At 37.7% G+C, this 13,282-nt stretch carries 13 protein-coding genes; 11 read left to right on the top strand and 2 right to left on the bottom strand.

Annotated elements, in window-relative coordinates; all coding sequences use genetic code 11:
* Nucleotides 1–25 precede the first annotated feature (25 nt).
* The 5 genes from KFO35_RS01725 (at nucleotide 26) to KFO35_RS01705 (ending at nucleotide 4,309) form a co-directional block, all read left to right on the top strand.
* Nucleotides 26–1,564: a gluconokinase gene (locus KFO35_RS01725; protein WP_156272040.1), complete on the top strand. Its 1,539-nt coding sequence runs from the start codon at nucleotides 26–28 to the stop codon at nucleotides 1,562–1,564.
* Nucleotides 1,565–1,683: 119 nt separating this feature from the next.
* Complete coding sequence (locus KFO35_RS01720; RefSeq protein WP_002310545.1) at nucleotides 1,684–2,151, top strand: Dps family protein; 468 nt, start codon at nucleotides 1,684–1,686, stop codon at nucleotides 2,149–2,151.
* 282 nt (nucleotides 2,152–2,433) lie between these two features.
* A complete protein-coding gene (gene rplM / locus KFO35_RS01715; RefSeq protein WP_002323724.1) occupies nucleotides 2,434–2,862 on the top strand; it encodes a 50S ribosomal protein L13 in 429 nt (142 codons plus the stop codon).
* 15 nt (nucleotides 2,863–2,877) lie between these two features.
* Entirely contained in the window at nucleotides 2,878–3,270 is a 393-nt protein-coding gene (rpsI, locus tag KFO35_RS01710; protein WP_002287505.1) for a 30S ribosomal protein S9, read from the top strand.
* A 289-nt stretch (nucleotides 3,271–3,559) separates the two neighbouring features.
* Nucleotides 3,560–4,309 (top strand): helix-turn-helix domain-containing protein, encoded by a 750-nt coding sequence (locus tag KFO35_RS01705; protein ID WP_160769826.1) that lies wholly within the window; start codon nucleotides 3,560–3,562, stop codon nucleotides 4,307–4,309.
* Nucleotides 4,310–4,348: 39 nt separating this feature from the next.
* Here KFO35_RS01705 and KFO35_RS01700 read toward each other — a convergent pair whose 3' ends face one another.
* Nucleotides 4,349–4,837 (bottom strand): hypothetical protein, encoded by a 489-nt coding sequence (locus KFO35_RS01700; RefSeq protein ID WP_025477342.1) that lies wholly within the window; start codon nucleotides 4,835–4,837, stop codon nucleotides 4,349–4,351.
* A gap of 211 nt (nucleotides 4,838–5,048) precedes the next feature.
* On the opposite strand from KFO35_RS01700, the gene KFO35_RS01695 reads away from it, so the two are divergent.
* Nucleotides 5,049–7,178: a hypothetical protein gene (locus KFO35_RS01695; RefSeq protein WP_002315828.1), complete on the top strand. Its 2,130-nt coding sequence runs from the start codon at nucleotides 5,049–5,051 to the stop codon at nucleotides 7,176–7,178.
* Nucleotides 7,179–7,417: 239 nt separating this feature from the next.
* Here the strand turns inward: KFO35_RS01695 and KFO35_RS01690 are convergent, their stop codons facing one another.
* Entirely contained in the window at nucleotides 7,418–8,344 is a 927-nt protein-coding gene (locus KFO35_RS01690; RefSeq protein ID WP_025477343.1) for an Rgg family transcriptional regulator, read from the bottom strand.
* A 65-nt stretch (nucleotides 8,345–8,409) separates the two neighbouring features.
* Here KFO35_RS01690 and KFO35_RS01685 point away from each other — a divergent pair, with 65 nt between their 5' ends.
* The 5 genes from KFO35_RS01685 (at nucleotide 8,410) to KFO35_RS01665 (ending at nucleotide 13,205) form a co-directional block, all read left to right on the top strand.
* A complete protein-coding gene (locus KFO35_RS01685; protein WP_002315830.1) occupies nucleotides 8,410–9,780 on the top strand; it encodes an MFS transporter in 1,371 nt (456 codons plus the stop codon).
* A 162-nt stretch (nucleotides 9,781–9,942) separates the two neighbouring features.
* Nucleotides 9,943–10,860, top strand: a complete 918-nt coding sequence (locus tag KFO35_RS01680) for an ATP-binding cassette domain-containing protein (protein ID WP_002315832.1) — start codon at nucleotides 9,943–9,945, stop codon at nucleotides 10,858–10,860.
* Nucleotides 10,853–11,635 (top strand): DUF2705 family protein, encoded by a 783-nt coding sequence (locus KFO35_RS01675; RefSeq protein ID WP_002315833.1) that lies wholly within the window; start codon nucleotides 10,853–10,855, stop codon nucleotides 11,633–11,635. Before KFO35_RS01680 ends, KFO35_RS01675 begins: the two co-directional genes overlap by 8 nt.
* Entirely contained in the window at nucleotides 11,636–12,316 is a 681-nt protein-coding gene (locus KFO35_RS01670) for a response regulator transcription factor (protein WP_002303698.1), read from the top strand. It abuts the gene before it with no gap.
* Nucleotides 12,309–13,205 carry a sensor histidine kinase gene (locus tag KFO35_RS01665; RefSeq protein WP_002315834.1) on the top strand — a complete coding sequence of 299 codons (897 nt, stop codon included), beginning with the start codon at nucleotides 12,309–12,311 and terminating at the stop codon, nucleotides 13,203–13,205. The genes KFO35_RS01670 and KFO35_RS01665 overlap by 8 nt, the downstream gene beginning before the upstream one ends.
* Nucleotides 13,206–13,282: the final 77 nt, after the last annotated feature.

Below are 13,282 nucleotides of genomic sequence, written 5' to 3'. Positions count from 1 at the left end.
CATACATAAAATTTGAGGTGAAAAAATGAACGTTTCAATCGGATTAGATATCGGAACCACACAAACCAAAGCAGTTGCTTTCACAGATGAAGCCCAAGAAGCAGCATCCGCTTATTTTCGCTACCCTTTGATCCAAGAAACACAAGGGATGGCAGAACAAGATCAGGATTTGATCTTTCAAGGCGTCTGCACCGTTATAAAAGAAGTAATTAAACAGTTGCCTTCAGACACGACCATTCAATTTGTCTCCTTCTCCTCTGCAATGCATAGCCTGATATTGTTGGATGAAGAGAAAACACCGTTATCTCGAATGATCACTTGGGCAGATAACCGAGCAGCGGACGAATCAGAAAAACTGAAATATACCGTGCTTGGCAAAGAATTTTATCGGCAGACTGGGACACCGATTCATCCAATGACACCATTGAACAAAATCAAGTGGCTGCAAAACAGCCAACCTGAATTATTCAAAAAAACTGCTTATTTTGTCGGTATCAAAGACTATATCTTTTATAGATTGTTTGGAGAACTCATCAGCGATTACGGAACAGCTTCAGGAACTGGATACTTTGACATCCATGAATTCCAATGGGCAGAAGAAGTGCTTGACTACTTGGGCATTCGAACAGAACAATTGCCGCAAGTGTTTCCTTCCACCTATCAAGTAACAGGTCTACCGTCAGAAACAGCAGCAGAACTAGGTTTGCCAAATGATATATCATTTGTTTTGGGAGGGGCAGACGGCCCGCTTTCTAATCTAGGGTTAGGCGCTTTTGGTGATACGATCGCCGCTTTGACCGTAGGAACGAGCGGAGCACTTCGTTTTATTACTACTCAGCCTCAGTTCCATCCAGAAATGGAGACGTTTTGTTATGTTCTGGATCAGAAACATTGGGTAGTAGGAGGAGCGACTAGCAATGGTGCTGGCATATTTGATTGGGCAGGGCATACATTTTTACAGGAAGTCGTTCAATCTGCTAAAGAAAAAGGCGAAAATCCATATGATGCACTGCTTTCGGCTATTGCTTTTGTGCCAGCAGGTGCCAATGGTCTGATTTTTCATCCCTATTTGCTTGGCGAGCGAGCACCGCTTTGGGACGCAGATGCGTTTGGCAGTTTTATCGGCTTGCAGCGGCAACATACAGAAAAAGAAATGATGAAGGCAATTCTAGAGGGAATCTGTCTCAATCTTTATCGGATTTTAAAAGGAGTTTGCCAAGAAAATCAGCTCACAGAGATCCGTGCTACAGGCGGTTTTGCTCAATCTCCGATTTTTCGTCAGATGATGGCTGATGTACTGGGGTATCCGCTTGTTTTCCCTACTGTCACAGAAGCATCCGCATTAGGAGCTGTGATTTTAGGCTGGCGAAGCATCGGAAAGATTCAAAGTATCAGTGAAGCACAGGAATTGATAGAATTGAAAGAGCAAGTCGGAGTACAAGAAAACGATCATAAAAAATATCAGAAAATCTATCCATTATTTGTTTCGACACAAAAGCATTTAGCACAGACTTATCAGCAATTTGCTCAACTGCGAGAAGAATTAGCTGATTCTGAAAAATGATTGGCTTTACGGATAAAAAAGCGAAATGAAAATCGTTCTCAGGTAAATGATTTTGTTGTACTTTTCATTGAAAGTCTACTATTATTTTAAGTGTAAGAAAATGTTAGGAGGCAAGAAAGATGAAATTCCAACAAACCAAAGAAGTATTAAATCAATTAGTTGCAGATCTAAGCCAAATGTCTGTTGTTGTTCACCAAACACATTGGTACATGAGAGGACCAGGTTTCCTTACATTGCACCCAATGATGGATGAGTTCATGGACGATTTGAACGCTCAGTTAGATGAAGTATCCGAACGCTTGATCACATTAGACGGTTCACCTTATTCTACATTGCGTGAATTTGCAGATAACACGAAAATCCCTGATGAAGTAGGACGTTGGGACCGCACGATTCCTGAACGTTTGGAAACACTTGTTGCAGGCTACCGTTATCTAGCAGATCTTTACCAAAAAGGAATCGAAGTTTCTGGAGAAGAAGGCGACGATCCAACACAAGATATTTTTATTGAATTCAAAACAGCCACAGAAAAACGTATCTGGATGATCCAAGCTCATCTAGGCAAGGCGCCAGAGATCGACGCGTAAAAACTTTGTTGAACTTGACCGAAAAAAGGGCGCAGAACTTGATAGTTCAGCGTCCTTTTTGTTTTTCATTTTGACAGGAAACGCCCCTTTTATATAAAAGAAAGAAAAAGAAGTAAAGTTTCATATAAATTTTTCAATCAAGCAGAAAAACGTTGACATTGACTAGATTAGCGGGTAATATGTTAAATGGTATTGTTTGCCCCACAAAGAGCCCCGGAAACTCGAAGTGTATGTCAAACATCAGAACTTAAATTGGAGGAAAATAACGTGCGTACAACATATATGGCCAAACCAGGCGAAGTAGAACGTAAATGGTATGTAGTAGACGCAACTGATGTTCCATTGGGACGTCTTTCAACAGTTGTTGCATCTGTACTACGTGGTAAAAATAAACCAACTTTCACACCTCATTTGGATACTGGCGATTTCGTCATCGTCATCAATGCAGACAAAGTGAAATTAACAGGTAAAAAAGCGACTGACAAAATTTATTACCGTCACAGCAACTACCCAGGAGGATTGAAATCAATCACTGCTGGCGAATTGCGTGCTAAAAATTCTCGTCGTTTGATCGAAACTTCTGTAAAAGGTATGCTTCCTAAAAACACTTTAGGCCGCAAACAATTTACAAAATTGAACGTATACGGTGGAGCAGAACATCCACATGCAGCACAACAACCAGAAGTTTTAGACATCACAAACTTAATCTAATAGGAGGGAATTTCATTGGCACAAGTTCAATATATCGGCACAGGCCGTCGTAAAAACGCAGTTGCTCGCGTACGTCTAGTACCAGGAACTGGCAAAATTACTGTAAATAAAAAAGATGTTGAAGAATACATTCCACATGCTGACTTGCGTGAAGTAATCAATCAACCTTTCGCTGTTACTGAAACAAAAGGCGCATATGACGTATTTGTTAACGTAAACGGCGGGGGATACGCTGGACAATCAGGAGCTATCCGTCATGGTATCGCTCGTGCATTGCTAGAAGTTGATCCTGACTTCCGTTTAGCGCTTAAACGTGCTGGCTTGCTTACACGTGACGCACGTATGGTCGAACGTAAAAAACCAGGTCTTAAGAAAGCTCGTAAAGCTTCTCAGTTCTCAAAACGTTAATATCGTTCGAGCAAAACACACCTTCTATTTGGAAGGTGTGTTTTTTTTGATTATGAAAAAATACAGAGCGAGGCGTAAGCAGAGTAAAGTAGTTTTATTTAATGGATGCGACTTCATTTGCTTATGAGTACTAGTTCAATTCTATCACTACAAGGCACTTTCAAAATTTGGAGAGTGTCAACTAATAGAAATAAAAAATGTATGTATTTTTTGCCAAAGTCAATTTTTCCTCTTTACTATGATATGATTTGATTGGTATATGATTGAAGTGGACAAGAAAGGAGTACAAATGTTTATCAATAGTGTAAATGATGCTGTTTTTTCTTGCCAAGCGTGTGTGAATGTCTATGTGTTAAAGTTGTCTAGAACTTATTTTATTCCTGTTGATGTTTTATTTATAGACCAGAGAAACAGAGCATGGGAATTAAAAAAGAAGTACTTTGAAAAGCAGATAAAATCTAAAGTGAAACAAAGGCAATTGATTGTTGCATTCAATGAAATAATTGATAAGGTGATTTTAAGAAGAGAGAAGCAACATTTTCAGTTCTCACTATCCAATCAACATTTTTTAATACGGGTAGAAAAAATAGAGGATAAAGAACATTTGATTATTTTAGGTCCTTTCTGTACGAGTGAAACTATTCAGTCCCATATAGTTCTACGTAAATGTATTCGTAAACTAAGAAAATTCTATTCCAAAAAGGTCAATAAATATCTGTACTTAGTGATAGATGAAATATTGGCTACTGAGAATTTCTATAGACATTCTTTAGGATTTTGGGCGAAGAAAATTGGGTATGATTATTCGTATTTAAGTAGAGAATTCAAGAAATATGTTGGCTGCTCATATAGTTATTATCGAGAAAAGTATAGAATTGAACATGCAAAGAATGACTTACTTATGACTCAGTTATCTATCGAAGAAATTTCTAACTTTTTAGGTTTTTATGATTCAAGTCATTTTTATAATAGTTTTTTTAAAGAAGAAAGAACTTCACCAACTTTTTTTAGAAATCGATATAAAAAATTAAATAAATAAAGGCTGGAATATTAATCCAGCCTTTGTTTATTGTGTTGATTAAAAAATATAGTAAGAAGGAGCATGTCTTAAATTATTTGAACCTGTAACGCGTGCAGTACGAGTTTGTCCGGCATTACCAGTGACATGATTAGCTTTAATCACTGTTCCATTTGAGTTTAGTAACACGGCTGAAACTCGATAACGACGTGTACGATGATGAATAGTTGAGTTTAGTCTTACGTTTCCCCAAGCAACAAAAGGAAAACCATCTGTTGAAATTGTCCAAAAGCCCCAAGGGAAATGAGTTTGTCGTCTAGATAAAGGATTATCTGTGCTATTGCTTTTTTCTAACAAAATTTCATTTGAAACATCCAGAACTCTTCCGTTTTCATCAAAAACAATGCTTCCGCTATTTGGAAATGACTCTGTTATTGGCATTGTTAGTGCATCATTTTGAAATCCAACTTTATCAGCATTTACTGATACAGGCATAGCAAGGGGCAAGAGAGTAATTGCAACAAATGATACAGAAAAAATTTTTCTCATAATGCAGAGCACCTCTTTCTTTTTGTGGAAATAGATTATTCCCACATTTAAAATACTATGAGGTTAGCCATATTTTCTATGTAATATCATGACTATATACCTATATCTATTTGTAATAATATGACCTCTTAACAAACATAGATTGTTGAATGTTTAGTGTCCATCTATACTTTTAATTGACTAACTACGTTAAAAACAAGGAGTTTTGCCGATGACTAATATAGTATTGAAAAAAATCGTTTTGCTGTTGTCTATACTCTCAAGTCTTGCATTAGCTGTTGCCATTAGGAATGTGAATAGGGAAGAAGATTTCCAGAAAAAGGTAAACACGGCCGAGTATTTTACACCGTTCAGATTTCCAGAATTTATCGTAGATCCTCAGCAAGAAACTAGGGTTCTAGAAATACTTGAATCAGTCTCAGAAAAATTGAATGTAAACTATATGGCAAAAGTTTCATTCTATGGTGTGAGAGACCATACCTTTTCTGAAACAGGAGAAATCTCTTTTGATCGTTTAGGTGAAACACATACATTTTTTCTTTCCAAGCAAACAGAAACACATCTTTTGAACAATTTTTACATAGAGCCTCAAATAATCAGTGAAAAAAATTATTTTGCATCTGACTTAGAGAAATATCCAGATGCGGAATATTTAGAAAATAAACAACTGAAAAACGAAGATTTTTTTATACTACCGATACAAATGGCTGAGGCGCTAAATCCAGCTGATTTTTTTGTGGAAACGAAAGATCAAAAAACTCTAGATAGGTTCCTATCAAAATTATCTGATGAATACAATCTCTCCTTTGAGACAGCGTACGAACCCACATCTTTTCAATATGAGAATGACATAGAAACATTTGCACCATCTCGAACATTAGAAGCATCTACTTTTGTGATATTTACTCTTTTCTATAGCCTTTCCTTGATTTTATGGATACTGGAGAACAATAGACACATTGCGATCTATCGTTTAAATGGTTTAACTAGTAGAAAAATTTTAAAAAGATTATTATTAAAAGAATTAGTGATTCTTTTTCTCTTGAATCTATTGGTAGCTTTCTTCTTTGTCCTACATTCAGTGAATCATTTGTTTGTGCTAGTGCAACTGTTCTTGCTTATTTTTAGTCTAATCATTTCTTTTTTTGTGATTGATTTACTAGGCAATCTTTCATTGAATAAGCAACTAAATCGCCAAACTTTTGGTAAAGGATTCTTTTATACTATCTATTCTGTCAAAATGTTGATTTTATTTTTTAGCGTGGTACAACTTGTTCCGTTAACTGAATATGCTCGCACATTCCTTACACCAGAAGCAGTACCTGAAGAAATAAAAAATCATGCCGTTTTCTATCCAAGACTTGGCGGCAATGAAGCGACTTTGACAGATCTTTCTCAAGATATGAGAGGATTAGATAAAACAAAGTTGCTTTCGCAACTGTTGGATGATGGAGCAATCGAGGTTGATACAAGTGCTTATTTTGAAGAAGAGAATCCTTTGATCCATCAATCTATTTATGTAAATACAAACTATTTAGACAAGTATCCGCTCATCAGCATAACAAATCAGCCTATCCAAATTGATAAAAATGAGGATCGAGAAATCATATTAATCCCAGAACGAATGATGCCCGATTTTGTTCAACTTCGTTCTTGGTTTTTGAATGAAACGAATCCTGATAGACGAACAAAAAAAGAAGAGGATGTTTTGTTTTATACCATCCAAGATGAACAAGAAATCTTTGCCTTTGACCAAGAACAGGCAATCATCATCAATCAGCCGAATATCATCCATGTATTCACTTTGAACAATCTACCCATTTCTCATAGAAATATTCTGACAGGAAATAGTTTTGCTGAACCATTAAAAATTCCATTGATTGGGACTGCACAAGAAACCTATGATAGATATCTTCCGTTATTGAAGGAAGCAGGATTGGAAGACAACTTTCCTTTTTTGATCCCAATGGAACAGTTAAGGAAAACAGAATTGCAATTGATTTATTTGTGGGACATAAGACAAAGGATAACTGATTTATCGATTACTATTTTATTGGTTATTGTTTTGATCACCTATTCCACACTGAGCTATTTCCGCCTTTATCAGCAAAAATTTGTTGTTTGGCGATTAAATGGTGTTTCTTTTTTCAAAACTTATAGAAGAATTTTTCTGCTGTTTGGATTACAATATCTTTTGTTTTTTATCTATGTAGCTGTCCATTCATTTAGAATAACGGATGTCTTTATTTTTTCGTTATACATACTAATCGAATGTATTGTGCTGTTGTCTACATTTTTTTTAATCGAGAAAAAACAGAACAGATTATGTGAAAGTAAATGATTTTTTAGTTTCACAAGTAAAAATACTCTTTTGACTGTCTTTGGAAAAGTCAAACATGGGGTTGTGACAGAAGTGGTCAGCTTCAAGAAATAAGAAGGAATTTACGAAAATTGCTTCTCATGTTTGATAAATATTGTGACTTGTGACCGAGGAGTTGGCAGAAGAACACCGTTTATTCGGAAGAAGGGGTTGTGACAAAAGTCTTGTCACAACCCCTCTTATTTTTCATAGGTCCGTTTTTAAGGATGAGTGCTTTTCTTTTCCTTTTGCGTTTTATATACTCTGGCTCTTTTGACGTGTTCTGCGGTGATTCGAGGGTAGGCCATACGTACTTCTTCATCTAGGAAGCAAAGATCACAGATTGTCTGGATTCGTTGGGTCTCTGAACGAATGAAATCATCGTCTTCTCGAAAAACAGCAGCAATCAATTCAAGTTGAGAAAGACGCAATGTGATGACTAAGCGTCCTTGTAAACTCGGATGTTCTTTCACTAAAGTTTGGAGGTCGGGAACTAAAGACAATGCTTCTTCATATCTATCAAAGAGTAGCTGGATCAAGGCATAGTTAAGTAGATGATTGGCATATTTAAAAGACCAGTCTTCTTCAAAGTCACGGTAGTTCTGATAATTCTTTTTAAAGCGTGAGAGGAATAAAGGGCGGATATCATCTGCCAACATTGGCAAAATGATGCTTGCGTTATTCATTTCCTTTAGCGTCCACGTCTCCATCTGCATCAAATAATCTTCCATGAACTTCATTTCTTCGGTATTGACTTCGCTTGTCTGTGCATCGATTCGATCAATAGTAGCGAGTAAGTGGATGAGGTACGCATAAAAACGTTCTTCTTTTTTCTTACTATCTTTGTACTTCAAATAAAACTTAGGTTCTTTTTCCACATGTTGGAATCGTTGGGTTTCTTCTGCTATTTCTTTTAAGAAACTTTTCTGTCCGCGATATTTTTCTCCATAATGTAAAAAGAAAAATTCGTCGGGGTTTTCTAATTCTAAATTATCGAGAACGGATAAAAAAGCCTCTAAAGCTAGATTTACTTCCCCCCGTTCAAAACGATAAGCAAAGGTCCGTCCAACGATTCCTCCATACACTTCCTTCATCAGCAACCCTTTGTCTATCCTGATATGACGCGCTGTCAATCCATATTTCTCCATATACTTCCCTCTTTTGTGTTCATTATAGTGAACATAATAGCATAAAAAATTGATCTGCTGATAGGATGAAAAAAACGAAGGGAGCATGGAGCATGAATACACTCACTCTTGAACAGCAATCAAAGAAACAAGTTATGAAAGCAGCAATTTCTTCTCTTATCGGGACATTTGGTTCTTCTATCTTTACATTTGGACTTAGTCTGATGCTACTTGAAAAAACCGGGTTAGCTATTTCATTTGTTTTAGCATCTGTCATTCAGCCAATACTTGCCATTTTTCTAACACCCATCGTTGGACCCATCGTGGATCGATACGATCGTAAAAAAGTGATCATCATCAGCCAGCTTGTAACGTTAGTTATTTTAGCCATATACGGTTTATATTGGGGGCTGTCTGCTCATCCGCAAAAAGGAATTCTTTTGCAATCAATCTTGCTGATTATTGTATTGAAAGCCACCGACCAATTTACTTATACTGCACAACAGGCGGCAAAACCCGATCTAGTATTGTCGGATGACTTGATGAAACTTGCCAGTTATTTGAGCATGGCTACGAGTATCTCGAGTCTACTAACAGGAGTTTTAGGTGCGGTACTTTATACACTTCTTCCATTCTGGCTTTTTGTTTTTATCGAGATACTGACTGAGATCATGACGTTATTCATTACATTGACAATGGATTTTCGCCTTGTTCATTCACAAGAAGACCAACTGAAGAGAGCTACCGAATCAGATAAAGGTTCTTTTCTTGAAGGGTTGCGTTACATCAAACATCAAAAATATCTTATCTATTCGTTGGTTTTTGCTTTACTGATGAATTTTTTCAGTGCCATCATCAATGTAGGGCTGCCCATCATCATGCTTCGTACTTTGAAGGTATCTAATGTTCTTTATGGATTGACTGAAACATTCTTTTTTGTCGGGATGTTAGTAAGTGCCTGGTTAGCAGGAAAAATAAAAGATCCATCGGCTCCTCTTGAACGATCTCGTAAGCTTTCTTATGGCTATGCAGTTGGTTATGTAGGCATTAGTTTAATGGTTCTTTTGGTCCACGGAGAGATTCTTGCAGTTATCATTGATGGCTTGCTTCTTTTTGCGATTGCTATCGTGAACAATCTGATGAATATCCCAACTATGGTCTGGCTTCAGCGAGAAGTTCCAACGCATATACAAGGACGTCTGATGTCAACGATAACAACGATTACCATGGTGGCCAGTCCACTTGGATTAGCACTGTTTGGTGCGCTCTTTGATTGGCAGACAACGCAACCACGTCTGCGAGACAGTCTGATTTTTCTGGGAGGGAGTCTTGCTATAGTTATCCTTATAACTGGTCTGGTAAAATTACTCAAGCTTGATCTGAAAGAAGCAAAAATTTTCAGTGAAGAGGAATACAGAGAAACGACTTTGGTCGAAAAGAAAGAATCAGGAAACTGATACAAGCGTATAACAAACTGTCTGATAATAGGAAAGACACGTATTGTCAGATTGTTTTTTTGACATTCAATTGGAAAATTTACACTTTCTTTATACATTTCTGGCTGCTTTCTTTATACCCGTCAACTATACTTCACTTATCAATAAGAAAGAAGGATAAGTATGGATTTTGGAAATGAAACGGTCTTGAAAGCAACTGGTATAACCAAAAAATACGGTGCTGCCAAAGCATTAGATAAAGTATCGATCGAAATCAAACGTGGAATGATCTATGGATTGATTGGGGAAAATGGAGCGGGGAAGTCTACCTTTATGAGAACTATTATGGGTTTGATCTCGATTGATGAAGGTTCGATCGAATTATTTGGAACGACGGATTTGCAAGCAGCAAGACGACGTATGGGTCAATCGATTGAAACCCCTGCTCTTTATCCAGAATTAACTGCAAGAGATAACCTACGTATCCAAGCAGCGAACGGCGGTGTGTCGGATAGAGAAATCGAAGACCTGCTGAAAATGATGCGGTTGGAAAATACAGGGAAAAAGAAAGCAAAGAATTTCTCTTTAGGTATGCGCCAGCGTTTAGCTATTGCAAATGCACTGATCACGAATCCGGAATTTTTGATTTTGGATGAACCGACGAATGGGATGGATCCAGCGGGGATGGCAGAAATGCGAGAAATCATCCAACGTTTGGTAAAAGAACGGGGAATCACCGTCTTGCTTTCTAGCCACTTGCTAGATGAATTGTCACAGATCGCCACCCACTATGGTATTTTGCATGAAGGACACTTGATCAAAGAATTATCGAAAGAAGAATTGGCACAAGAATCTCGTCAATTTATAAAAATTGACACTTCGGCGACGGAACAAGCAGTAACGGTTCTCGACTCTCTTGGTTATAGGGATTATTTTGTCCAATCTAGCCGTGTTATCCAGCTTTTTGAAGGAATTGACCAAGTAGCAGCCATCAATCAAGCATTGGTAGAGGCAAAAGTTCCTGTGGATGGCATCCACCTAGTTGGGCAAAAACTGGAAGATTATTTCCTACAATTAACTGGAGGCAAGACACATGTTTAATCTATTAACTGCTGAAAAAATAAAAGTATGGAAGAGCCGTAAAATGTGGGTTTCACTAGGACTGATGGTCGTACTTCCGCTTTTTTATTCTTGGAACGAATGGTATATGCATACAAAATACGGCAATGAATTAAATCAAGCAACGGATACAGTCATCAACGGTGCAACAGGGATTTTAATGGTGGAAAAAATGGCTGCATGGATTCTTCTGGCTTTTGCAGCATTTGCGTGCTTTTATATTGGGGAAGAATTTCAAAACGGTACGATTCGCAATACGTTATCTTTAGGACGGAATCGAATGACTTATTATGTGTCGAAACTTCTCGTTACGCTTTTGATCACAACACTTGGCGTGGTTTTGATCACGGGTCTAGCCATGCTTGCTTACACACTTGCTTTCGGATTTGGTGAAATCGAGGGAATCAAAAACTATGGAAATTATGTTCTGCAAGTATTTCCTGTCTTGCTTCTGCTGACATTAGGGACATTATCTGTTCCAGTGGCTTTGACATTCATCACTAGAAGTACCAGTGTCAGTTTGCTTCTTTCTTTTCTTTATATCATGGGAACGGCCTTCGTTCCCGGTGTTTTCGCAAAAATCAAAGGCTTGGAATTTCTAACGGAGTGGTTTACGGAAACGTGGCTCATGTATACGGACTTTGCGCAACAAGCAACTTATTCGCAAGCACCGAAAATGATTCTGGTCAGTCTAGTAACAATCGTGGTATCATCAGCTCTAGGAATGTTTATTTTCCAAAAATCTGACATTAAGTAGGTGGTCCTGCTGGAAACTATTTTGATTATCGAAGACGATGAAGCTGTTCATTCCTTACTGGAGGAGGTTCTTGAACAGAGATACAAACTTCTCGATGCTTATTCAGGTACGGAAGGAAAATTATTGTTAAGCACATATCCTGTCGATTTGATCCTTCTAGATCTCATGCTTCCAGGGCTTTCAGGAGAAGCATTGTTAGCAGAAATCCGACAGACATCGAATGTTCCGATCATCGTTCTTTCAGCAAAAAGCGATCAAAGAGATAAAGTTTCCTTGTTGGCAGCAGGAGCGGATGACTATGTGACGAAACCATTTGATATCGAAGAACTGTTGTTACGAATCGGCATCCAACTTCGTCATCAGACTTCTGTCCAAGTAAAAGATCTGTCACAACGCATCTATTATAAGGAAATCTTACTGGACAAAGAGTCAAGGGATGTAAATGTGAATGGTGTGGCTGTCCATTTGACAGGAAGAGAATTCGATTTGCTGAAGCTTTTTTTAGAACATCCGAAAAAAGTATTTTCGCGAGCAAATCTTTATGAAACAGTTTGGCAAGAACCATATTTTGATAGTGAGAAAACAGTGAATATGCATATTTCCAATCTTCGAGGGAAACTAGCAAAGGCACATGCGGTGTATATTCATACGGTGTGGGGAGTGGGGTTTAGATTTGATTAAGTGGCTGTTGCTTCTCGTTGTTATCTTTATGGGAAGTTTTATTTTCTTCCTGCAAAGGGAAATCAAGCGATTGACTAAGAAAATCGCCACTCTTTCTGAACGACAAGAATATGGTGGTCGTCTTTCAGTCGAGTTTCGAGAAAAGAATCTAATGGACCTAGTAGATGCACTGAATACATGGGTGGATGAAAATGAACAAAAAGGACAAGTATTTCAAGAAATGGAAGAAAACATCCGACTATCGATCGTCGGCCTTTCTCATGATCTCAGAACTCCTTTGACTGCTATTAACGGTTATGTACAATTACTAGAACAGGTAGAGGATACGGAGAAACGGGAGAAGTATTTAACGATCATCAAACAATCTGTTGCAAGATTACTCAGTATGACGGATCAGTTTTATGATCTTGCTCGAATAGAGACGAAGCAAAAAGAAATGGATCTCCATACGCTTTCTTTTTCTAAAGAGGTGGAAGAAGCTTTTTTCTCTTTTTATGAACAGTTTTCTGAGAAAAATATCGAGGTAGCGTTCGCTGAACACTCGATAAATACAACTGTATTAGCAGATCCGCTCATGTTGTTGCGAGTGATGCAAAATATCATACAGAATTTATTGCGTTATGCAGATGGACAAGCAAAGGTGACATTTTCAAAAGAGGATCCATTCATTCGATTAACAGTGGCCAATCCTATCAAAGCAGGAGCGCAAACCTCTGTTGAAAAAGTCTTCCAGCGTTTTTATACCGAAAATACCAGCCGCACAAATACGGAATCTAGCGGAATCGGGCTTTACCTGTCAAAAAAATTGGTGGAAGGAATGGGAGGAGAGATGACCGCTAAATTAGACGGGGACATCTTCTCCATCTCTGTCAAGTTGCGGAGGGTTTAATTATACAAGATTAGTGAGAACTAGTAGAAAAACGTATTATCTATATATATATATAGATATATAGATTTAATAGAGAA

Origin of the sequence: Enterococcus lactis (genome assembly GCF_015751045.1) — a bacterium.
In the GTDB taxonomy this organism is placed as follows: Bacteria; Bacillota; Bacilli; order Lactobacillales; family Enterococcaceae; genus Enterococcus_B; species Enterococcus_B lactis.
Note: the sequence above shows the minus strand (reverse complement) of the source record. Positions and strands in the feature narration are given on the sequence as shown.